The organism is Arthrobacter sp. NPDC097144 (assembly GCF_044762205.1).
In the GTDB taxonomy this organism is placed as follows: Bacteria; Actinomycetota; Actinomycetes; order Actinomycetales; family Micrococcaceae; genus Arthrobacter_B.
In genome coordinates, this window is record NZ_JBIWDW010000003.1 from 309,830 (window position 1) to 329,895 (window position 20,066).

Below are 20,066 nucleotides of genomic sequence, written 5' to 3' on the forward strand. Positions count from 1 at the left end.
TGTGGAAGTGAAACCGTTCGAAGCCATTGTCACCGAGCACGGTCCGGCCGTACTGCGGGTCTGCCGCGCCGTGCTGGGCCCGCACGATGCCGAGGACGCCTGGTCCGAGACGTTCCTGGCCGCGCTGCGTGCCTATCCGGATCTGGCTCCGGGTGCCAATATCCAGGCCTGGCTGGTGACGATCGCCAAGCACAAGGCCATTGACCTGCACCGTGCCGCCGCCCGGCGGCCGGTCCCGGTTTCCGATCTGCCGCCGCCCGCGGACAGCCGCGGGCTCCGCCGGCCTGACCGCACCGGATACCCGGGCCCCGGCGAGGCCAATGATCACGATCCGCTCTGGGCTGCGCTGAAGACCCTGCCGCGCAGGCAGCGGGAGGCCCTTGCCTATCACCACCTGGCCGGGCTGTCCTATGCGGAAGTCGCCGTGGTGCTGGGCGGCACCGAGGCGGCCTGCCGCCGGTCCGCAGCGGACGGCATGAAGAAACTGCGCAGCCTGAACTTGGAGGAATCACGATGACACCGTCGGAGAAACTGCAGCTGAAACCAACACTGAACGTCCTGCCGCCGGAGCTGCTCCTGCAGGCCGGCGGAGACGCCGCCGATGCCGCCGTCCTGGAACGGCTGCACGGAAGGCTGGTCACCGCCGCCGAGGAAACCGGTGTGCTGGACGTGGCCTATACGGTCATTGACACCCCCGTGGGGGAACTGCTCCTGGCGGCAACCGACGCCGGATTGGTGCGGGTGTCCTTCGCCTGTGAGGACCACGACGCCGTCCTGGCCCTGCTGGCACAGCGGATCAGCCCCCGGATCCTGCGTGCGCCGGAGCGGCTGCAGGCTGCTGCCGAGCAGATCGGAGAGTACTTCGCCGGCGCCCGCCGCAGCTTCGACCTGCCCCTGGACCTGCGGCTGGCAGCCGGTTTCCGCCGTTCCGTCGTCGAGCATCTGTCCGGCATCGGCTACGGATCCACGGCTACCTACGCCGCCCTCGCCGCGCTGGCCGGCAGCCCCGGTGCGGTCCGCGCCGTCGGCACCGCCTGTGCCCTGAACCCGCTGCCGGTGGTGGTGCCCTGTCACCGCGTCGTTCGGTCAGACGGGAGCACGGGCGGCTACCGCGGCGGGCCCGCAGCCAAACGGCTGCTGCTGAATCTGGAGGCCGCGGCATGAGCGGGGCACTGTTCCCGCCAGACCGGGCAGAGCTGGCCCCCGGCGCCGTCCATGTTCCCGGCTGGCTGGATACCGCAGCGCAGCGCGAGATTGTCCAGGCCTGCCGGCAGTGGGCCATCGGACCCGTGCCCATGCGCGCCGCAGTGCTGCCCGGAGGGCACCCCATGTCCGTGCAGACCGTGTGCCTGGGCTGGCACTGGCAGCCCTACAAATACACCCGCACGGCCGACGACGCCGGCGGCGGCCGGGTGGCCGAGCTGCCCCAGTGGCTGATCTCCCTTGGACGGCGCGCCCTGGCCGAGGCCTACGGACGCCCGGGCGAACCCGGATACGCGCCGGAGCTCTGGAAGCCCGAGGACTACACCCCGGACACCGCCCTGATCAATTACTACGCCCACGGCGCCCACATGGGCATGCACCAGGACAAGGAGGAGAAGTCCAGTGCCCCCGTGGTGTCCCTCAGTATCGGCGACACCTGCATATTCCGCTTCGGGAATACTTCAACGCGGACCAAGCCCTACACCGATGTTGAGCTCAGCTCCGGAGACCTGTTTGTCTTTGGCGGGCCCTCGCGCTTCGCCTACCACGGCGTGCCCAAGACCCTGCCGGGCACAGCCGATCCCGACTCGGGGCTGACGCAGGGGCGAATCAACATCACCCTGCGCATGACCGGAATGACCCCATGATCCCCCAGCCGGTCAGGACCCTTCGGCACAGCCTGGCCTACGCTGAACCGTTCGCCTGGCAACCGTTGTTCCGGGCGCTTGCCGCCCACGCGGTGCCCGGCCTGGAGCGGGCGGAATACAACGGCGACGGCGGAGCGGAGGTTGAGCGCCTGGTGCCCGCACCGTCCGGACCGGCCTTGGTCCGCGTCCGTTTTGGGGCGCCGGGTGCCGTGGAAGTGGAGCTTTCCCTGGCCCCGGAAACTCCGGCCGAGGCGCAGGCGCAGGAGGAGTCGGCGGTGCTGGCCCTGGTGCGGCGCTGGCTGGACCTGGATGCGGACCCCGCCGTCATCGACGGATTCCTCTCCGGCTTTGAGCTGCTGGCACCGCTGGTGGCGGCAGTGCCGGGACTGCGCGTGCCGGGGTCCGTCAACGGCTTCGAAACCGCCGTCCACACGGTGCTGGGCCAACAGGTTTCCCTGGCCGCAGCGCGTACCTTCGGCTCCCGGCTCGCAGCAGCCTTCAGCGGCCCGGAACGGGACGGACTTCGAGTCTTTCCCTCACCCGTGCAGCTGGCCGCCGTGCCGGCGGAAGATCTCCAGGCCGCCGTGGGACTCACGCATGCACGGGCGCGCACCGTGGCTGCGCTGGCGAAAGCATCTGCCTCGGGGTTGGTGCTCGGTGCCGGATCCGACCCGGCTGCCACCCGGGCGGCCCTGCTGGCCCTTCCCGGAATCGGCCCGTGGACGGCTGATTATCTGGCGGTCCGGGTTTTCGGCGACCGGGACGCCTATCCGGCGGATGACCTCGTGCTCAAGCGGGCGCTGGGGGTTGCAACCGGACGTGCTGCGGCCGCCCTGTCCGAACCCTGGCGGCCCTGGCGCGCCTACGCACTGTTTCACCTGTGGACGGCCGCAGCCTACGGATCCGGACGGTAGCCGCGGCAGAATCAGGCTGCAAGCAGGGTAAAGAGCAGGCAGAGGACGGCCGGACCGCCCTGAATAAGAGCGGGACGGATCATTTTCCGGTTGCTCAGGATCAGCACCAGGGCGGCCAGGACCATTGACGCTGACGTGAAACTCATCAGGGTCAGCCCCGCCACCCTGCTGCCGGCGCCAAGCAGGACAATCCCCAGCAGCGCACCGACTGCCAAAAACAGGTTGTAGAAGCCCTGGTTGTAGGCCAGTGCCTGAGTGTAAGCCGCCTCCTGCGGACTTGAGATCCGAAAGACCCTCATGGTGGCCGGAACCGTCCAGCGCAGGGATTCCAGCACGAAAATGTAGAGATGGACAGCCGCGGCAATTGCGGCAAACACTGCAGCGGTAATGAGCACGGTGATGCCTCCTTGGCCTCCCATGCTTCCACCCCTGTTGGGTGCAGCCAAGGCCGGGGAGGGTATCGGTTGGCGGGGGAGCGGGAATGGCCGCTAGCCTTGAAGGGGTGTCCGGTGTATTTTCCGTGAGCATCCCGGCCGCGCCGTCAGCCTCTGCCACAGTCCCCGGAAGGACAGCCTCAGTGCCCATACCCCGTTCCGTCCGTTCCCTTGCCGCGGCAGCGGCCGCCGTCCTGGCACTGTCCGCCTGCGGTTCGGACTACCCGCTGGGCGATGCACAGCGCGAGGCAGCGGAAAACAGCACGTCCACGCTGTCGGGCATCCTCTCCGGCTCCGGATCCAGTGCCCAGGGCCCCGCCATGGACGCTTGGATCGCCGGCTTCGGGACCATCAATCCGAAGGTCCAGGTGCAGTACTCCCCGGATGGTTCAGGCGCCGGACGCAATGCGCTGCTGGCCGGTGCGGTGGACTTCGCCGGTTCGGATGCATATCTCCAGGAGGAGGAGCTGGGCAAAGCCCGGGAAGTTTGCGGCCCCAACGGAGCCATGGATATTCCGGCCTACATCTCCCCCATAGCGGTGGCCTTCAACCTGCCGGGCATCGACTCCCTCAACCTGGATGCCCCCACCATCGCCGCGATCTTCCGCGGAGACATCGAGACCTGGAGCGATCCGGCAATTGCCGGCCAGAACCCCGGGGTTGCCCTTCCGGATATCCGCGTCACGCCGGTCAGCCGGGCCGATGACTCCGGCACCACCGAAAACTTCACCGAGTACCTGCATGAGGCCGCTCCCCAGGCGTGGCCGGACAGCCCGTCAGGGACCTGGCCCGGGAACCTGGGCGGCGAAAACGCCCAGGGCAATGCCGGCGTGGTCAGCACGGTGACCCGCACCGAGGGTGCGGTGACCTACGCCGATGATTCCGTCATAGATGACTCAATGGGCACCGTGAACCTGCGGGTCGGGGAGGAGTACGTGCCGATCAGCGCCGACGGCGCTGCGATCGCCGTCGAGCAGGCCAAGCGTGTTCCGAACCGCGGACCGCATGACATTGCCCTCCAGCTGGACCGCACCACCACCGCCCCCGGTGCCTATCCCCTGGTCCTCGTGTCCTATCAGATCTATTGCAGCGGCTATGAAGATTCAGAGACCGTGGAACTGGTCAAGGCCTTCGGCGAGTACGTGATCAGCGACGAGGGGCAGGCAGCGTCGGAGGACGCCGCCAAGAGCGCTCCTCTGCCGGAATCTCTGGCAGATGAGGCCCGCGCGGCCGTTGAAAGCATCACCACGCTGCCCTGACGGCGGGACGACGGCGGTACGCGCCGGCGCTAGCGGAGCCCCCTTGCGCGGCCCGGGCAGCGGTGGCACCGTTGATTCACCGCAATCTAAAGGGGGCCGCAATGCAACCGATTCAGATAGAGCGCTGGTGGCCGTATCTAGACGGCTCGGCCAAGTCATGGCTGCGCGAAAACCTTCGCGACGAGGGTATCCCGGGAAAGATCCAGGACCGTATCGCTGAAGCCGGAGGGCCGGTGATTGAACCGCTCCTGGAAGAGCGGGACTGGGTGTTCATTGAAGCCCAGCCGGAGTTCGCGGAATAGTTCCGCCGCCGGCTGGGGCAAAATGGAGGGGTGACCAAGACCGATTCCCCAGCTTCTCCAGCCTTCCCGCCACGGCATGTGCCGCCGGAGGAACCCTCGGCCTTTGGGCCGCATGCAGACGGCCGCCTCAAGCCGCGGGGTACCTTCGCCAGGGGCATGGCTGCTTCATCGGTATGGGTTGCCCGGGGGTTGATCATCCTCGCCGGCCTCGTGGTGATCTGGTTCGGCATCCGCTCCCTGTGGTCCATAGCGCTTCCCGGCTTGCTGGCACTGCTTCTGTCCTCCATCCTGTGGCCGCTGAACCGGGTGCTGCGGGCCGTGCTGCCCAAGGCCCTGGCGGCTTTGCTCTCCCTGCTGGGGCTGCTGGCGGCCATCGCCGCCGTGGCCATGGCGGTTGTGCCCTCGATCTCCTCCGGTTCCAAGGAACTTGTCCGGATGGCCGGAGAGAACATGCAGGAGCTCAGCAGATTTGTGGCTGACCTGCCGTTTGCCGTCCAGGAGATTGATTTCACCGAACTGTTGGATGCCGGGCTGGCCCAGCTGCGGGAACACAGCAGCGACATTGTTTCAGGCGTCACCGCCGGTTTGGGCACGGTTTCATCCGTCACCGTGGTGTTCCTGCTGACCCTGGTCTTCACGTTCTTCTGCCTCAAGGACGGGGACAAGTTCCTCCCCTGGGCGAGCCGGTGGACCAATAACCGTGCCTTTGTCCACGCCGTTCGCGTGTCCGAGGAGGCGTGGCAGACGCTCTCCGCGTACATCCTCGCGCAGGCCACGGTAGCCCTGGCGGACGCTGTCTTCATTGGGCTGGGACTATGGGTTCTGGATATTCCGCTGGCACCGGCCCTGATGGTGCTGATCTTCTTCGCCAGCTTCATTCCCATTGTCGGCGCTGTCGCCACCGGCGTGCTGGCCACCCTGGTTGCCCTCGTGGCCCACGGCTGGGTAACGGCCCTGCTGGTGCTGGGCGTAGTCCTGGTGGTCCAGCAGCTGGAGTCGAACATCCTGCAGCCCCTGCTGGTGGGCAAAACGCTGAAGCTGCACCCCGCCGTCGTGCTTGGATCCGTGACCGTGGGCAGCACGCTCTTCGGCATTGTGGGGGCGTTCCTGGCGGTGCCTGCCACCGCGGTAGCCATTGTGGTGCTGCGGTATCTGCGGGACCAGTCGCTCTCCACGGCCAATGCCGCGGTTTCCGGGCAGGTTCCTGAAGCGGCCCAATCGGATGAGCTGAAGGGTCCCGAACCGCAGCCGCAGCACGGATCTGCGCCGGCGGCTTCCTAGCGGCGGAAAGTGTAGTTCGGCTCGTACTTGGTTGAGCCGGAGATGCGGTGGACGCGCCGGAGACAGAACGGGTCAAAGACCTCGACTTCCATGCGTCCAGTTTCCGGATGGGAACAGTAAATGCAGGTGCAGGGGTAATGCACGCTTCACATACCTTTCGGATACCGATCTGCTGCTGCGCGGCCTCGGGGCACGCGCGGATTCAACACCACATATTGTGCCCAAACCGCTTCCGGAAGGGAAAATCGCGGCCCGTGCGGGCGGCAGAGGGTGCGCACGGATTGATGCGCGCGGATTAAAAGGGCGGGGCGCCCCCGGTGGTCTCACTTCCGGAAGCGCCCCTCGCGTTGCCCTATTAGTATTACCAATTGACCTGTGAGGAATCTGAATGCCGCCTCGTCAGGGCGCAGTGCACGTGCCCGTCACCACTGATCGGTGAGGCTACGGAGCCATCCTCAGGAAATCGGCTTCCCGCTCCTTGCTCCAGGACCGGGCATACAGCCCCAGGCCTGCCTCGTCCCGGACCGAGATGCCGAGCCTGTTCAGCATGAGCCGGCTTTGGTACACGGTAAGCTGCTGCGCACTGCGGCTGGCCCTGACTTTATCCGCCCGGTACAGGTAGGTGTCGATGGCCCGGGACCAGCGTTTGCGCCAGTTGTCCACAGCCGGTTCCGACGCGGTGGCGGCCATGAGCCGGTGGGCCGGCAGGATCCGGGGTGCGAGCTGGGAGGTCAGGGCATTGCGCATGTGGGCGGCCTGGGGGCCCGAGGCCGCTGTGCAGCTGCGCAGGTGGCTGTCCCAGTAGTAGTCCCACGAAATGGCCCGGCGGTCTGCCCAGACCGGGGAACGCGGTCCGCGCATCATGGCGTAGCTGGCATCGAACAGGAGCAGCGCGGCCAGGGACGAACGGCTGTTTGCCTTCGGGAAGCGGGACGTGGCCCAGGCCGCCAGGTCCGATGACAACTCGAAAACCTCTTCCGCCAGCGCCAGTCCGTCCGCACCGCCATACTTGGCGAGGTCCGACTCTGCCCGGGGTGAGACCGGCCCCGACTCCCAGCGGGTGGGAATCGGTTCCTCCCGATACTCCGAGGTCTGCAGTTCCCCCAAATGGGGAACAGCCTGGTCAACCAGGGCGCGCATCAGGGATTGCAGGCGGTCCAGAACCCGGGGAGCGCCAAGGATGCGGACCTGGATGAAGGGATGGACCGGGTCCATGCAGCGCGTATGGAACCAGCGCTGTGCTCCCCAGGAACGAGCCTGGGCGGCCAAAGGCGTGACCACGTCTCCTATGATCGCGTCACAAACATCTTTGCCCGTGGGCTGGATGGTCAAGGACCACCACTCGGCACCGTTGGTCAGCGGCTTGGGTTGCTGTACTTGCGCTAACTGGCTCATTGGAGATGCCTCCCGTTGGTGTGTCGTACCGGAGATGTCGCTCCGGCCCTAGCGAAGTTGATGATGTTCTGCGTGCCTCTGTCCCGCGGCCGGCGGGACATGTCTTTCCGGCGGAACTCTTAGGGAAGAGATCTGGCGGAGTGGAGGGCGGCATGGTGATATGGCCTGTTACAGGAGTCGGGGTTCTCCGGCCCGGAGGCAGTCCAGCGAGCTCGCCCCCCAAATGTCCGGGGTCCGTTGCCTGGCTGTCCTGCGGGGTCGGAAACTGAAGGTGTGGATTTCATCTGCTTGCACTTACCGTCTTGCTTGCACTTGCCGTTTTGCGGGATCTGACCTGCCGGCTGACCGTGAAGTGATGCCGTCAGGCCCTTATCCTTCCAGCCGCCACGCCGGGTCCACCAGAGATTCTCGGAAAACCTTTCGTTAACGGAGTAACTAGTTGCACCTGCAGAAAAATCGGGTAAAGGGTCCAGCAGACCTCTTTGTCCAATACCCGGGCTGCGCGGCCGATTACCCCTTTTCGCCGGCCGCCGAGGTTCGGGCCTACCTCTCCGATTACTCCGCGTCTACCCTCTGTTGGTTCGCTGCTGCGCAAGGGGGATGAAGTTTTTTGGGCGAAATCGTTCAACACTCTGGTGCTCGGGTGCCGAGACGCCCTAGGCTCCAATTGGTTTGCGGCAGCGACAAATTCCAAACCCGGGGCGGAGCCAACCGCCCCGGGCAATGCAATACCTGTTCCCCGCGGTCGGCACGGGGCAGGGAAGGAAAGATGAAAGATCATTTGTGGCCAACGGAAGTATCCGAGAGGCTGAGTGAGCATCTGGCGGGCGCTTTCACCGGAGTCGACTTCCGGACGGCTCCGCTCGAGGTCTACGACGTCGCCACAATCGATGTGGCGTGGACCAACGGGCCCGCCCTTCATGAAGTGGATCTGGTTGCGTTGGAGTTCATTCTCCGAGCGAATCTGGATACGTGGGGGACATCCAAGGCCAGCGGCGTAAGGATCGACAGGATTTCCAAGCGGCGAACCATGAGTCCGTCGGCGGAGGACATGCTGATGAAGGTCCTGGCCGCTGATCTGGGGGTTGGTGCGGATGATCCGGACATCGAGCGGCTGTATGCCCTGCCGCCCGTCCTCGCCGGCTGCCGTTTTGGTGCCGACAAAGGAACGATCCTGGAGTTCCTGGATCTTCTGTTTGAATCAACGAGCTTCACGGGGGAGGAAGCCGACGGATACGTCGGCGGGCAGGAGCCGCTGCTGTGCCGGTGCACCCTATGTGTCAAACCGGCATTCTCCGTTTAGGGCACCGATGTGCCCCTGAGATTGTTGCTGTCCCCGCCGCTGGAAGCGTTGCAGCCTCCGGCGGCGGGGTTTTGGTGCGGGCGTAATCGTCTACGAGACGGGCTGCCGGGTTTCCCCGGCCCGCAGTCCGGACGCGGCGGCGGGTGCCGGTGCGGTCTTTCGCGTCAACGTTACGTAGGAGACGGCAGCGAGAACGGCAAAGACAACCATGGCGATGCCCATCGGCACCGCTGTGTCCTCGCCGCCCAGGCCCACAACCGGTGCTACGGCGGCGGCGAGCACATACTGCAGGCAGCCCAGGAAGGCCGAACCGGTTCCGGCGTGGTGCCCGGCTTCTTCAAGGGCAAGTGCGGTGGCATTGCCGAAAATGAAACCCAGAGACCCCTGGAATACGGCGAACAGGACCAGCATCGGGACCATCGGTGTTCCGGAAAGCGCGAAGGTTAGCAGGCCGGCTGCGGCCAGGACGGCCACCGCCAGGCCAATGGAAATCATCCGCCGGTAGGAAACCTTGCCCGCCAGTGCGGCGGCAACAACGCTGACAATCGTGATGCACAGGGCGTTCATGGCGAAAATCAGGGAGAACCGCGTCTCCGAGAGGCCCATGATGTTCTGGATGACGAACGGGGAAGCCGAGATATAGGCAAACAGTCCCGCGAAGGCGAAGCAGAACGTCAGCAGGTAGCCGGTGTAGTTCCGGTTGCGCAGGACCACTCCGGCCACATGCAGCGTGGTCTTGATCCCGCCGCGGTTGCGGTCTTCATCCGCGAGGGTTTCCCTGGCTCCAAAGACTCCCCAGACGAAGAGGACCAGGACCAGGCCGGCCAAAACCCAGAACACGGCGCGCCACCCGGCGGCGGCGATGATGACGCCGCCTGCCAAGGGGGCGATCACAGGCGCGATGACGCAGATGATGGTCAGGACACCCAGCAGTTTGGCTGCGGCAGCACCGCGAGACGTGTCCGCGACAATGGCGCGGGCCAGGACGACGCCCGCTGCTCCGCCCAGGCCCTGCAGGAAGCGGGCAGAGGCGAGAATTTCCGCAGTGGGGGCGAGGGCGCAGGCAGCACTGGCTGCGGCGCAGACGAAGGTGCCCGCCAGCAGGGGCTTGCGCCGGCCAATTCCATCAGACAGCGGGCCGATGAATAGCTGGCCGAGGCCGAGACCTACCAGGAACGTGGTCATGGTCAACTGGACACCTGCTGCAGTGGTGTTTAAGTCCCCGGCCATGCCCGGGAAAGCGGGCAGGTAAAGATCGATGGAGAGGGGGCCGAGGGCGGTCAGCAGGGCCAGGAGAAGAATGAGCTGCCCACTGGTGCGGCGCACGGACGAGGGCGGGGGAACGGTGGAATCGGGCATGACGGCTTTCTGAAGGGGGCCAGGATTCCATCCATAATAGTTATATGAACATATATATGTCAATATATGGGATATGCTGGTGGAATGGCGGATAACACTGAGGCTGCAGCGCGCCGGCGCGAATTGGCCATGCTTCTGCGGGACCTCTCCTGGACGATTCACAGGCGTGTCCCGGAAGTGACCGGGATTGATCCCCTGACATCCACGGATTTGGCGGTGCTGAAGCATGTGCTGGATGCACCGGGAATGACGGTGACTGAACTCTCGAGGGAGATGGCACTGAAGCAAAGCAACACCAGTGCGGCGGTGCGCACCCTCGCGGAGCGCGGCCTCGTTGTCAGGGAAAACAGCTCAAGTGACCGCCGTGTGAGCAGGCTCTTCCCGACGGACAAGGCCCTGGATCAGGATGAAGCGATCGCCGATGCTTGGGCAGGACCTATTCGAAAGGCGCTTGCCGGCCTTGCCGAACCGGAGGCAGCGGCATTGGATGCGGCCGTTCAGGCGCTCCGGAGCCTGAACCGGTCGCTGAGGTCCGCTCAGGGGTCCTGACGCTTCGCCGGGTCACTGCTCGGGGTTCTGGAGTCCGTGTTTTGGGGTTCTTGCGGAGGGGTCCCGCGAAACCTGCGGAAGCTGTAGCCAATGAGGCCCAGGGCAATCAGGCTCGAAATAATCAGTCCCGTTCCCGTGCCCCAGCCTCCGGGCAGCCACAGCTTGTCGCCGTAAGGCCACCAGTGCGGCGCCCTGGCCCAGAGGCCCCAAACAATACCCGCCGCCAGGACGGCCAGGGCGGCCGTGACGCTCGCGCAGATCCGGGGCCACGTCTGCACTCCCGTTGCCGCCGTTTGGAAGGCTTTCGCCTTGACCGGCCGCAGGAACCGCTGCGCCCACTGGTACCTCAGGGACAGGACGGCCAGTCCCGCCACGAGGGCGAGGAGGCCCGGGCCGGGAAGGACCAGTGCCGCCAGCCCCAGCACGATCAGGGTCCATCCCGCCACTTCTATGCCGGTTCGCCTAACCCATGGCGGCAGTTTGCCGGTGTTCATAGCTTCCGATCTGTGGCTGGAGACTGGTTCCGGTGAATCTTCTTCAAGCGCCGAGGCCTGCTTTGTGGGCGCGGCGGTGGGCTGCGGGGGCTGCTTGGGGATTGGGCTGCCCCGATGCTCCTGGGCTGGTACTCATGACAGAACTCCCTTTCCTGTGAGGCGTCCCCGTTCCTACAACCAGATTAGGAGCAATTCCCGCAGAGAGACAGCTTGCTGACGATGTCCCGGTTTGGTCTCGGCGGCGGGTCAGGCCGGCCCGGCGGCTGCCGGACACTACGCCGCGGGACACTATGAGGAGGCTTCAGCCTCTGAAGCGGGGGTTTCTTCGTCCACTTCCAGGGCGGGCTGTTCCTCGCGTTCCTCATGGCGATCCCCGTCCTGCTCCTGGGGCTTGGCTGCTTCCACGAGCCGTGCCGTGACCTCGTCGTTGAACTCGTCCCGCGTGCCGGCCAGGTTGTTTTCCATGGCGTCGGCTCCGGGGTTGACGTTGCGGTCCTGAGTACTCATGTTGTTCTCCTGCCGGTGATGTGAGCGGTCCGTACCTGCCCAGCCTTGCACAGCTTGCCGGAATCAGCGTCCGGTAACGGCGGCCAGATCCCGGCGCACGGCTGCGGGCTCCCGGTCCAGCGGCATGTTCCCGGGGTCCCCGACGCCGTCCAAAGCGCCCTGCGGGTCACGTTCCAGCGGAGCAAAGAACCCGTCAAAGTCGATGGTGGGGGAGCCGTTTTCCGAGATCAGCACCAGGGTCTTGCCCACCGCTTCCCCGGAACCCACTGCATGCACCAGAACCTGGGCAATCTGGCGGCGGGAAACCGCACCGTCGGCCGGTGTTCCGGTGTGCCGAGGATCCCCCTGGAGGGCCACGAGACGCTGCTGGCCGGCGTCGTTGTAGTCGAACCAGCCCGGCCGAACAATGGTGTATGGCAGGCCGCTGGCCCGCACCAGGCGCTCCGAACGGCGCTTCCAGTCGAGGACTTCCGAGAAGCTTCCGGAACGGCTGGTCACTCCGATGGCGGTCATGAGGACAATCCGGACCTGCCGGTTGCCCAGCGCCTCCAGTACATTGAGCACTCCGCCGTAATCGACGCTTTCGGCACTTCCCCCGCTTTCCGATCCCAAAGTGAGGATGACGGCATCAATCCTCTCCACAGCCGCCTGCAGGGTCTGGGGGCGGGTCACGTCCCCCACAACGACGTCGGCATCCTCGGGCAGCAGCCGGGACGCCTTGGCCCGGTTCCGCACCAGGGCCCGGGTGGCGTACCCCTGGCGCAGCGCTTCCGCGACAACCAGGTGGCCGATGCTGCCGGTGGCACCGACAACCAGGATGGTGGTCATGCGATCTCCTTCGCTATGGGCCTTTAGCCCGGACAGCTGCGGTAATTCGAGCGTCGCACACAGGGTGTTGCGCCGGTACCCTAGGCTGAACTCCACCCAATCAGCCGCCAAAAAACCGGAGCGTAACCATGTCCCTGCGCATGAAGCTTGTACGGCTGGCCCTGTACGCGGCGCCTAGGCCCTTCCGGACTGAGGAAGCTGTCCGCCGCACCGCAGGCCGGCGGCGCTCCCCGAATGTACCCTTGGCCCTTCGAAGCAGATGCCGCGTCGCAGTGACCTCGGTTGAGGGGTTTCCGGTCATCACCCTGACACCGCGGCGTCCGTCCGGCACGGATCTTCCGTCCGGCGCAGAGCTGATGTACCTGCACGGAGGTGCCTACGTCTTTGGGTTGCGGCGGCCGCACTGGTGGATCATCTCGGCCATCATCCGGCGCACAGGAGCAACGGTTACGGTGCCGCTGTACGGCCTGGCGCCGCAGCACTCCGTGGCGGAGGCCTTGCCGTTTGTGAATGCGGTGCGTGATGGGATCCGCCGCCGCTCACCCGGAGCTCCCTTTTTCCTGGCCGGCGATTCGGCCGGCGGCGGCCTGGCCCTGGCCCACCTGATAGACCGCCGGAACCGGGGAGAAGCCCTGCCCCGTGCCGTATTCCTCATTGCTCCCTGGGTGGACTGCAGCATGACCAATCCTGCCATTGAGCAGCTCCAGCGCCACGATCCCCTGCTGGACCTCCCCGGGCTCCTCTATGCCGCCCGGCTGTGGGCGGACGGCCTGCCCCTGGACTCGTGGCGGGTCAGCCCCGTCAATGACACCCTCGAAGGCCTTCCTCCGCTTCTTCTTTTCCAAGGCGGCAGCGACCTGCTGCTGCCGGACTCTGAACGGTTCGCGGCCAAGGCATCGGCCGCGGGAACGCCCGTGGAGCTGCACGTTGCCCCGGATGGATTCCATGTTTACGTTGCGGCTGCCTTCACCCCGGAAGCCGCCGGTGCCCTGGATCGGATTGCAGACGTTGTGAAGGGTGCAGCCGTGAAGCGATGACCCTGCACCGGACCGGCTCATACGCTGTCCGAAGAACCCCCATAAAGAAATTGCACCTAGTGCATCGGTGCACTTAGTGTAGAAACGTGCTCCAAGACTCTTCCCCCGACCGCCGTGCCGCTCTTAAAAGCCGTCACCGGCAGGCCATCGTCGATGCCGCCGCCGCTCTGATGGAGGAACGGACGGGGATCGACTTCACCGTGGATGAACTGGCCGGGCGCGCGGATGTCTCCCGGCGCACCGTCTTCAATCATTTCTCCTCAGTGGATGATGTGGTGATTGAAGTGTGCGGTGACGTGCTCAACGCCGTCGTCGAAACCCTGGCGGAAGTGCCGCCGGAGGGCGGCGGCACCGAGGCTTCAATGATGGAAGAAGTGGCGGAAGCATTCCGCTCCACCGATTTGGTGGCTCCCATGGCCTACCTGACCCGCATGCTGGGCGGACCCAACGAAGAGCCGTCGCCGCGCCAGGCGCTGATGACCCTCCGCGTTTTTACGGAGGTGAGCAACCGGCTGCTGGCCGCCATGCTCCGCCGCCGGCCGGACGCGGACAAACTTTCCGTCCACCTCCTGGTGGGATCCGTCGCCGGCGGCGTGGGGGTCCTGTACCACCACTGGGCCGCCGAAACAGCCGCCGTGGATACGCCTCAGTCACGCGAGGTCTGGGCCCGGCACCTGGAACGGCTCATCCGGGCAGTCCGGAACGGCCACGGCACCGAATCGCCGCCCAGACAAATGGCCTAAAACTTCCTTTTTCCCGTCCCACCCCCTGTTAGGACTCTCATGGCTGAATTCCTCTACCGACTAGGCCGGGCGGCTGCGCGCCGTGCCCGTACCGTGTTGGCGGTCTGGATTGCAGTGCTGGTGGTTGCCGGAGCGGCGTTTGCGCTCTTCGGCGGCACATTGGCTACCGCATTTTCCATCCCCAACACCCCCACCACGCAGGTGACCGAACGCCTCCAGGAAAAGCTGCCGCAGGCCTCCGGCGGAGCGGGTTCGGTAATTGTCCAAACTGAAGACGGTTCCGCCTTCAGCCCGGAACAGCAGCAGGAAATCTCCGCCCTGGTCACCAAGGCGTCAGAGGTCGACGGCGTGGAAACGGTCGTCGACCCCTTTGCCACCGAGGCTGACCGGGCCGCCCAGGCCCAGCAGCTGGCCCAGGGGCAGGCACAGATCGACGCCGGCCGCACCCAGCTGGAGCAGGCACGGGCCCAGCTCGACGCCGGCCAGGCCAAGCTTGATGCCGCGCGTGCGCAGGCTTCCGCCGGGGGAGCATCGGCCGAGGTGCTCGCCGGGCTGGATGCGCAGCAGGCTGCCCTGGACGCCAACCGCGCCAAACTTGACGCCTCCAGCGCCGACCTTGAGGCACAGGCCCTTCCTGCCGAGCAGGGCGCCGAACTGCTGGAAATGGCTAAGGAAATCCGCACCGTTTCCGAAGACGGCAGCGCCGCCGTGGTGAACGTGGTCTTCAGCGAGACCCAGATGGAAGTGACGCAGGAAACGAAGGACGCTCTTGTGGCCGCCTTCGAGGACGAGCCGATCGACGGCGTCAAGGTGGACTACTCCGCTGAAGTTGCCGCAGCGGTCCCCAGCCTCTTCGGTGTTGGCGAAGTGGTGGGCCTCGCGGTCGCCGCCGTGGTGCTGGTGGTCATGCTGGGCAGTTTCATTGCCGCCGGGCTGCCGCTGCTGACCGCGCTGATCGGCGTCGGCATCGGCGCCCTGGGCGCGCTGGCATTCTCCGGCATCGTCGAAATGGCCTCCATCACCCCCATCCTGGGCCTGATGCTCGGCCTGGCCGTCGGCATCGACTACGCCCTGTTCATCGTCAACCGGCACCGGCGCCAGCTGAAGTCCGGCTACGCCATCCAGGAATCCATTGCCCTGGCCAACGGCACCTCCGGCAACGCCGTGGTGTTCGCCGGCGCCACCGTGTTCATCGCACTGCTGGCCCTGAATGTCACCGGGATTCCCTTCCTGGGCCTGATGGGCACCGTTGGTGCAGCCTGTGTTGCCGTTGCCGTGCTGATTGCCGTCACCCTGACTCCGGCCCTGCTGAAGATCGCCGGCATGCGCGTGCTAAGCCGCAAGGAACGTGCCGCCCTTGAGGGGCACGGGGACAGTGCCCGCCGCGGACCCAAGCACTCCGCCGCGACAGCGGACGGCCCGGCAGCCGGAAACGGCCGCCCTGAGAGCGTGCCTGCCAAGCCCATGGGCACAGGACGTGCCCTCCTTACCGTGGTTGCCGCCGTCGCCGGACTGCTGCTGATCGCGATCCCCGCGCTGGACCTGCGGCAGAACCTGCCGGACGGCTCTGCCGAGGCGCATGACTCCAGCCAGTACCAGGCCTACGCTGCGGTGTCCGAGAAATTCGGTGAAGGCCAGAACGGCACCCTGCTGGTAGTGGCGGAGCTGCCCGGAGAGCCCACGGAAGAAGAAGCCACGGCAGCCCAGGCGGAAATTGCCCGGACCCTGTTCGATCAGCAGGACGTTTCTGCAGTAGCTCCGATCGGCACCTCCGAGGACCGGACGGTGGCTGCCTTCCAGGTGGTTCCAACCGAAGGTCCCACCAGTGAGTCCACGGAAAACCTTGTGCACGCACTCCGGGACCTGTCTCCGCTGGACGGCAAGTATGAGATCGGCGTGGCCGGATCCGCGAGCGGCAACATCGACATTTCGGACAAGCTGTCCGACGCCCTGCCGATCTACCTCGGCGTCGTAGTGGGCCTGTCGCTGCTGATCCTGATCCTGGTCTTCCGTTCCATCTTCGTGCCGGTGATCGCAACCCTGGGCTTCATCCTGTCCTACTTCGCAGCCCTTGGCGGCGTGGTGGCCATCTACCAGTGGGGCTGGCTCTCCGGCGTCTTCGGCGTGGAGACCCCCGGTCCGATCCTGAGCTTCCTGCCGACCATCCTCGTGGGCATTCTCTTTGGCCTGGCCATGGACTACATGCTCTTCCTGGGATCGGGCATGCGCGAAGCCTACGCCCACGGAGCCCCGGCGCGTGTCGCCGTGGTCCAGGGTGTGCGGGCCGGCCGCTCAGTGGTGACTGCCGCTGCCATCATCATGGCGTCCGTGTTCGGCGGCTTCATCTTCTCGCACAGCACCATGATCCGGCCCATCGGCTTTGCTCTGGCCTTCGGTGTCCTCCTGGATGCCTTCGTGGTGCGGATGCTGCTGATTCCGGCGCTTATGCACCTGGCCGGAGACAAGGCCTGGTGGCTGCCCAAGTGGCTGGACCGGATCGTGCCGGATGTCGACGTCGAGGGTGCGTCCCTGGAGCGCCGCCACCCGCACGAGGATGCCCAGCCGGCGCCGTCCGCGGAACCGGCAGCCGCGGCGGATGCCGTTTCCGAAGCGGACGACGGCGTCTCTGCACGCCGCTGATCCTTCAGCCCCGCAGTGTCCGGTGCCGCCCTTCTCCGTTCGGAGGAGGGCGGCACTTCCGTTTAACTCTTTGGCGTCCCAGGGTCCGCGGCATCTGTCAACGGCGTTGACAGACGATCCGAGCGAGGCCTATGGTGGGTGTCAACACTGTTGACACCCACTGTCGTTCCCGAGGAGAGCCATGCAGGATTCCGAATCTTCGCCCTTCCAGGAGTCCTCCGCTGAAACGCGCCGGCGCATCGCCGAAGCGGCAGCCCGGCTCTTTTCGGAGCAGGGTTTCCAAAACACGTCCGTGCGCTCCATAGCGGCGGCAGCCGGTGCCGACGCCGCACTGGTGATTCGCTATTTCGGCAGCAAGGAAGACCTGTTCCTGGCGACCATCCAGATGCACCGGGCATTTGAAGAGGCGCTGCAGGCTCCGCTGCCGGATCTGGCCGCTGCGCTGGTGGGGGCGGCGGCAAGGATGCGCGGCACCCGGGCCCTGCGCATCTACGGCGTCCTCATGCGGGCCTCAGGCAACCAAAAGGTAGGGCAGAGCCTCGCCCAGGCGATCGAGGACGGGCTCGTGCAACCGCTGACAGAGCGGCTGGACGGACCGCAGCCACGCGTGCGCAGCACGCTGATCACCGCACAGCTGCTGGGGCTTCTGGACGCCCTCGCCCTGCGTTCTGACACCGCCCTGATGGAGGCGGGCGAGCACACCTTGGCCGCCCTCTACGGGCCGGCAGTGAATGCACTGATTTTTCCGGTGTCGTAAGAGCACCGGCGCACCGCAAGAGAGAAGCAGGAGAACATCATGAACCGTTTGGAAAACAAAGTTGCCGTCATCACCGGAGGTGCCAGCGGCATCGGTCGCGCCGCCGCAGCAATGATGGCTGCCGAGGGAGCCGCCGTAATGATCGGTGACCTGGATCAGGACAAGGCAGCACAGGCGGCCGCTGAAATCACCGAGGCAGGCGGCCGCGCCGTCGGCCGCGCCGTGAACGCGATGGAGGAGGAATCTCTGCACGGGCTCGTGGAGTCCGCAGTGGAAGAATTCGGCTCCCTGCACATCATGTGCAACCACGTGGGCGGCAGCAATCCACGCAAAGACCTGGATCTCCTGCGCATGGATATGGCCGAATTCGACCGGACCATGGCCCTGAACGTCCGCAGTACGGTGGTTGGTTCCCGTGCTGCCCTGCCCCATATTATTGCCGCCGGCGGCGGGTCCATCATCAACACCGCCTCCGTTGCCGGGATCTCCGGCGACTTCCTGCAGGCGGCGTACGGAACGGCCAAAGCCGCAGTGATCCGTCTGACCCAGTACATTGCCACTCAGTACGGCGAGCAGTACGTGCGGTGCAACGCGATTGCCCCCGGCGCCATCATGACGCCGGCCCTGCGGGACAACCTTTCGGAGGACGTCATCGAGTCCATCCGGGGGCACAACTCGCTGCCGTTCATCGGAGCTCCGGAGGATATTGCCGCCGCCATGGTGTTCCTGGCATCGGATGAATCCCGGTACATCACCGGCCAGCTCCTTACCGTTGACGGCGGGATGTCCAGCCACAGCGCCATTGCGGACGGCCGCAGGAGCATGCTGTCCTAGACCTTTGTGCCGGCGGCCGGCGGAGGTGCGCCTCGGCCGGGTCGCCGCGCAGGGCCGGCGGACAGCAGCGGCGCGACGGCGGTGAGCAGCCGGTCCGGCTCACTGCAGGACACCAGCACATCGGCATGCCTGCAGCCAATGCGAATAGACGGTCCGCCCACAAGATAGCCCGTGCCGTCCGGAAGGATCCGCAGGCCCATGCCTTCGCGCAGTCCGGTGACGGGGCCTGCGGAGATGGCCGTGATCTCGCGGTAGGGGACCTCGGTGGAGAAGATGCCGGCCACGCGGATGTGAATACTCTGCGGTCCCACGCGGATCCGCGCCTGCATCATCACGATGGGCGCCATGATTGCGGCCACGAACAGGCCGGTCAGCAGGATCCCCGGCCCGGCCTCTGCGGCGGCAGCTGCGGTTCCGGCCAGGACAGCAAGTCCCAGGAGGCCGAGAATCAGCCGGTAGCGCGTTGGTATCCGCGTGCGGAACGTCAGCGTTGCTGTGTCAGTGTCATCCCCCGAAGTCATGGCACCAGTCTGGCGGATGATGTCTGGTTTGTCCCTGCGGCCGCCTTCCGGCATTAACGCCGCCGGGCATCAAATACGGTGGTGCCGGGCGGCGGCGGTGGTTACCCTGTTGAGCATTCCACCAGCGCCGTCAGGAGAACAATATGCCGCGTCTGCCTTTGGTCCATTACGTTGACAAGCTTGAAGGGGCGGCCTGGCTGGATCCTGCCGCAGGAGCGGTGGCCGGCCTGGTCAGGAAGGCGGTGCCCGCGGGGAAGGTCGCCGACGCATTGCACGGGGTTCCGCTGGGGCATCCGGTGCACCCGCTGCTGGTGGTTGTTCCGCTGGGTGCCTGGGTTTCTGCCGCTGTCCTGGACCTGATGCCGGGCAATCAGGGGGCCGCCAAAACACTTGTGGGGCTGGGTGTTTTGGCGGCGGTTCCCTCGGCGCTGACCGGTGTCACCGACTTTTCCCAGCTGGACACCCCGCAGCAGCGTACCGGGATAGTGCATCAGGCCAGCAACGCCGTCGCCACCGTTCTGTACGCGGCCTCGTGGCTGGCCCGAAAGCGCGGAGACCACGGCATGGGAAAGCTGCTGGCATTTGGCGGTCTGGCCGTTTCCGGCGTCGGCGGCTTCCTCGGCGGCCACCTCTCCTACCGCCAGGGTGCGGGGGTGAACCGCAACGAAGACCTTTCTGAAGAAATCCCCGAAGGGTGGCATTCGCTTGGCCCGGTGGAGGCCTTTGCCGCCGGGCAGCCGCGTGCGGCCTCACTGGGCAGCATTGGGCTGATGGTGCTGCGCCGTGAAGAAGCGGGCGGCGGCGCCGTTTCGGTGCTGGCGGATACCTGTTCTCATCTCGGGGGGCCGCTGCATGAGGGGCATCTTCAGGAAACGGGCGGCCAGCTGTGCGTCGTCTGCCCCTGGCACGGCAGCACCTTCTCGGTTGAGAGCGGCGAAGTGATGCGCGGTCCGGCCACGGCACCGCAGCCGGTATTCCAGACCCGGATCCGCGGGGGCCAGCTCGAGGTCAGCCTCACCGGCGCCGGGGATTAATCTGTTGCGGGCCTCCGGAGCAGAT

General features: G+C 66.0%; 22 protein-coding genes. 15 read left to right on the plus strand and 7 right to left on the minus strand.

The genetic code is table 11. From position 1 onward, the window contains the following. Positions 1–7 precede the first annotated feature (7 nt). From ACIQXM_RS08450 to ACIQXM_RS08465, 4 genes are read left to right on the plus strand one after another with little or no spacing between them, the layout of a single operon-like run. A complete protein-coding gene (locus ACIQXM_RS08450) occupies positions 8–517 on the plus strand; it encodes an RNA polymerase sigma factor (RefSeq protein WP_400930375.1) in 510 nt (169 codons plus the stop codon). Next, entirely contained in the window at positions 514–1,164 is a 651-nt protein-coding gene (locus ACIQXM_RS08455; protein ID WP_400930377.1) for a methylated-DNA--[protein]-cysteine S-methyltransferase, read from the plus strand. The genes ACIQXM_RS08450 and ACIQXM_RS08455 overlap by 4 nt, the downstream gene beginning before the upstream one ends. Beyond that, on the plus strand, positions 1,161–1,850 hold the full coding sequence (locus ACIQXM_RS08460) for an alpha-ketoglutarate-dependent dioxygenase AlkB family protein (protein WP_400930379.1): 690 nt from the start codon (positions 1,161–1,163) through the stop codon (positions 1,848–1,850). Before ACIQXM_RS08455 ends, ACIQXM_RS08460 begins: the two co-directional genes overlap by 4 nt. Beyond that, on the plus strand, positions 1,847–2,764 hold the full coding sequence (locus tag ACIQXM_RS08465; RefSeq protein WP_400930381.1) for a DNA-3-methyladenine glycosylase family protein: 918 nt from the start codon (positions 1,847–1,849) through the stop codon (positions 2,762–2,764). Before ACIQXM_RS08460 ends, ACIQXM_RS08465 begins: the two co-directional genes overlap by 4 nt. Positions 2,765–2,775: 11 nt before the next feature. On the opposite strand, the gene ACIQXM_RS08470 is transcribed toward ACIQXM_RS08465, so the two are convergent. Further along, a complete protein-coding gene (locus tag ACIQXM_RS08470; RefSeq protein WP_400930383.1) occupies positions 2,776–3,183 on the minus strand; it encodes a DUF1304 domain-containing protein in 408 nt (135 codons plus the stop codon). Positions 3,184–3,341: 158 nt separating this feature from the next. Between ACIQXM_RS08470 and pstS the strand changes: the two genes are divergently transcribed. The 3 genes from pstS to ACIQXM_RS08485 all read left to right on the plus strand — a co-directional run bounded on the left by pstS (position 3,342) and on the right by ACIQXM_RS08485 (position 6,040). Beyond that, positions 3,342–4,457, plus strand: a complete 1,116-nt coding sequence (gene pstS, locus ACIQXM_RS08475) for a phosphate ABC transporter substrate-binding protein PstS (RefSeq protein ID WP_400930385.1) — start codon at positions 3,342–3,344, stop codon at positions 4,455–4,457. Positions 4,458–4,558: 101 nt separating this feature from the next. Next, positions 4,559–4,759 (plus strand): hypothetical protein, encoded by a 201-nt coding sequence (locus ACIQXM_RS08480; RefSeq protein ID WP_400930387.1) that lies wholly within the window; start codon positions 4,559–4,561, stop codon positions 4,757–4,759. A 30-nt stretch (positions 4,760–4,789) separates the two neighbouring features. After that, positions 4,790–6,040, plus strand: a complete 1,251-nt coding sequence (locus ACIQXM_RS08485) for an AI-2E family transporter (RefSeq protein ID WP_400930389.1) — start codon at positions 4,790–4,792, stop codon at positions 6,038–6,040. A gap of 441 nt (positions 6,041–6,481) precedes the next feature. On the opposite strand, the gene ACIQXM_RS08490 is transcribed toward ACIQXM_RS08485, so the two are convergent. Further along, the gene (locus ACIQXM_RS08490) at positions 6,482–7,435 is read right to left on the minus strand and encodes a lantibiotic dehydratase C-terminal domain-containing protein (protein ID WP_400930391.1); all 954 of its coding nucleotides are present in this window, start codon (positions 7,433–7,435) and stop codon (positions 6,482–6,484) included. 769 nt (positions 7,436–8,204) lie between these two features. Between ACIQXM_RS08490 and ACIQXM_RS08495 the strand changes: the two genes are divergently transcribed. Next, positions 8,205–8,738 carry a hypothetical protein gene (locus tag ACIQXM_RS08495; protein WP_400930393.1) on the plus strand — a complete coding sequence of 178 codons (534 nt, stop codon included), beginning with the start codon at positions 8,205–8,207 and terminating at the stop codon, positions 8,736–8,738. A gap of 90 nt (positions 8,739–8,828) precedes the next feature. Here the strand turns inward: ACIQXM_RS08495 and ACIQXM_RS08500 are convergent, their stop codons facing one another. Beyond that, entirely contained in the window at positions 8,829–10,097 is a 1,269-nt protein-coding gene (locus tag ACIQXM_RS08500; protein ID WP_400930395.1) for a multidrug effflux MFS transporter, read from the minus strand. Between the two features lie 84 nt (positions 10,098–10,181). Here ACIQXM_RS08500 and ACIQXM_RS08505 point away from each other — a divergent pair, with 84 nt between their 5' ends. After that, entirely contained in the window at positions 10,182–10,646 is a 465-nt protein-coding gene (locus ACIQXM_RS08505; protein WP_400930397.1) for a MarR family winged helix-turn-helix transcriptional regulator, read from the plus strand. On the opposite strand, the gene ACIQXM_RS08510 is transcribed toward ACIQXM_RS08505, so the two are convergent. The 3 genes from ACIQXM_RS08510 to ACIQXM_RS08520 form a co-directional block, all read right to left on the minus strand. Beyond that, positions 10,634–11,140, minus strand: coding sequence for a PGPGW domain-containing protein (locus tag ACIQXM_RS08510; protein ID WP_400930399.1), 507 nt, complete (start codon positions 11,138–11,140; stop codon positions 10,634–10,636). The genes ACIQXM_RS08505 and ACIQXM_RS08510 overlap by 13 nt on opposite strands. Before the next feature lie 288 nt (positions 11,141–11,428). After that, positions 11,429–11,647: a hypothetical protein gene (locus ACIQXM_RS08515; RefSeq protein WP_400930401.1), complete on the minus strand. Its 219-nt coding sequence runs from the start codon at positions 11,645–11,647 to the stop codon at positions 11,429–11,431. Positions 11,648–11,710: 63 nt separating this feature from the next. Continuing rightward, complete coding sequence (locus tag ACIQXM_RS08520) at positions 11,711–12,475, minus strand: SDR family oxidoreductase (protein ID WP_400930403.1); 765 nt, start codon at positions 12,473–12,475, stop codon at positions 11,711–11,713. Between the two features lie 272 nt (positions 12,476–12,747). On the opposite strand from ACIQXM_RS08520, the gene ACIQXM_RS08525 reads away from it, so the two are divergent. From ACIQXM_RS08525 to ACIQXM_RS08545, 5 genes are all read left to right on the plus strand, one after another. Continuing rightward, positions 12,748–13,512 (plus strand): alpha/beta hydrolase, encoded by a 765-nt coding sequence (locus tag ACIQXM_RS08525; protein WP_400930405.1) that lies wholly within the window; start codon positions 12,748–12,750, stop codon positions 13,510–13,512. An 86-nt stretch (positions 13,513–13,598) separates the two neighbouring features. Beyond that, the gene (locus ACIQXM_RS08530; RefSeq protein ID WP_400930407.1) at positions 13,599–14,255 is read left to right on the plus strand and encodes a TetR/AcrR family transcriptional regulator; all 657 of its coding nucleotides are present in this window, start codon (positions 13,599–13,601) and stop codon (positions 14,253–14,255) included. 39 nt (positions 14,256–14,294) lie between these two features. Next, the gene (locus ACIQXM_RS08535) at positions 14,295–16,895 is read left to right on the plus strand and encodes an MMPL family transporter (RefSeq protein WP_400930409.1); all 2,601 of its coding nucleotides are present in this window, start codon (positions 14,295–14,297) and stop codon (positions 16,893–16,895) included. Positions 16,896–17,076: 181 nt separating this feature from the next. Further along, positions 17,077–17,652 (plus strand): TetR family transcriptional regulator, encoded by a 576-nt coding sequence (locus ACIQXM_RS08540; protein WP_400930411.1) that lies wholly within the window; start codon positions 17,077–17,079, stop codon positions 17,650–17,652. A 39-nt stretch (positions 17,653–17,691) separates the two neighbouring features. Beyond that, entirely contained in the window at positions 17,692–18,486 is a 795-nt protein-coding gene (locus tag ACIQXM_RS08545; protein ID WP_400930413.1) for an SDR family NAD(P)-dependent oxidoreductase, read from the plus strand. On the opposite strand, the gene ACIQXM_RS08550 is transcribed toward ACIQXM_RS08545, so the two are convergent. After that, positions 18,483–19,007 (minus strand): hypothetical protein, encoded by a 525-nt coding sequence (locus tag ACIQXM_RS08550; RefSeq protein WP_400930415.1) that lies wholly within the window; start codon positions 19,005–19,007, stop codon positions 18,483–18,485. The two genes, ACIQXM_RS08545 and ACIQXM_RS08550, sit on opposite strands and share 4 nt — an antisense overlap. Positions 19,008–19,150: 143 nt before the next feature. Between ACIQXM_RS08550 and ACIQXM_RS08555 the strand changes: the two genes are divergently transcribed. Beyond that, positions 19,151–20,041 (plus strand): Rieske 2Fe-2S domain-containing protein, encoded by an 891-nt coding sequence (locus ACIQXM_RS08555; RefSeq protein WP_400930417.1) that lies wholly within the window; start codon positions 19,151–19,153, stop codon positions 20,039–20,041. Positions 20,042–20,066: the final 25 nt, after the last annotated feature.

What these genes read in the sequence shown, in the direction of transcription:
- ACIQXM_RS08540 (WP_400930411.1), top strand. Translation starts at nt 17,077, where the DNA reads ATGCAGGATTCCGAATCTTCGCCCTTCCAGGAGTCCTCCGCTGAAACG.
- ACIQXM_RS08515 (WP_400930401.1), bottom strand. Translation starts at nt 11,647, where the DNA reads ATGAGTACTCAGGACCGCAACGTCAACCCCGGAGCCGACGCCATGGAA.
- ACIQXM_RS08455 (WP_400930377.1), top strand. Translation starts at nt 514, where the DNA reads ATGACACCGTCGGAGAAACTGCAGCTGAAACCAACACTGAACGTCCTG.
- ACIQXM_RS08470 (WP_400930383.1), bottom strand. Translation starts at nt 3,183, where the DNA reads ATGGGAGGCCAAGGAGGCATCACCGTGCTCATTACCGCTGCAGTGTTT.
- ACIQXM_RS08490 (WP_400930391.1), bottom strand. Translation starts at nt 7,435, where the DNA reads ATGAGCCAGTTAGCGCAAGTACAGCAACCCAAGCCGCTGACCAACGGT.
- ACIQXM_RS08545 (WP_400930413.1), top strand. Translation starts at nt 17,692, where the DNA reads ATGAACCGTTTGGAAAACAAAGTTGCCGTCATCACCGGAGGTGCCAGC.
- ACIQXM_RS08520 (WP_400930403.1), bottom strand. Translation starts at nt 12,475, where the DNA reads ATGACCACCATCCTGGTTGTCGGTGCCACCGGCAGCATCGGCCACCTG.
- ACIQXM_RS08505 (WP_400930397.1), top strand. Translation starts at nt 10,182, where the DNA reads ATGGCGGATAACACTGAGGCTGCAGCGCGCCGGCGCGAATTGGCCATG.
- ACIQXM_RS08555 (WP_400930417.1), top strand. Translation starts at nt 19,151, where the DNA reads ATGCCGCGTCTGCCTTTGGTCCATTACGTTGACAAGCTTGAAGGGGCG.
- ACIQXM_RS08480 (WP_400930387.1), top strand. Translation starts at nt 4,559, where the DNA reads ATGCAACCGATTCAGATAGAGCGCTGGTGGCCGTATCTAGACGGCTCG.
- ACIQXM_RS08550 (WP_400930415.1), bottom strand. Translation starts at nt 19,007, where the DNA reads ATGACTTCGGGGGATGACACTGACACAGCAACGCTGACGTTCCGCACG.
- ACIQXM_RS08465 (WP_400930381.1), top strand. Translation starts at nt 1,847, where the DNA reads ATGATCCCCCAGCCGGTCAGGACCCTTCGGCACAGCCTGGCCTACGCT.
- ACIQXM_RS08460 (WP_400930379.1), top strand. Translation starts at nt 1,161, where the DNA reads ATGAGCGGGGCACTGTTCCCGCCAGACCGGGCAGAGCTGGCCCCCGGC.
- ACIQXM_RS08500 (WP_400930395.1), bottom strand. Translation starts at nt 10,097, where the DNA reads ATGCCCGATTCCACCGTTCCCCCGCCCTCGTCCGTGCGCCGCACCAGT.
- ACIQXM_RS08495 (WP_400930393.1), top strand. Translation starts at nt 8,205, where the DNA reads ATGAAAGATCATTTGTGGCCAACGGAAGTATCCGAGAGGCTGAGTGAG.
- ACIQXM_RS08510 (WP_400930399.1), bottom strand. Translation starts at nt 11,140, where the DNA reads ATGAACACCGGCAAACTGCCGCCATGGGTTAGGCGAACCGGCATAGAA.
- ACIQXM_RS08535 (WP_400930409.1), top strand. Translation starts at nt 14,295, where the DNA reads ATGGCTGAATTCCTCTACCGACTAGGCCGGGCGGCTGCGCGCCGTGCC.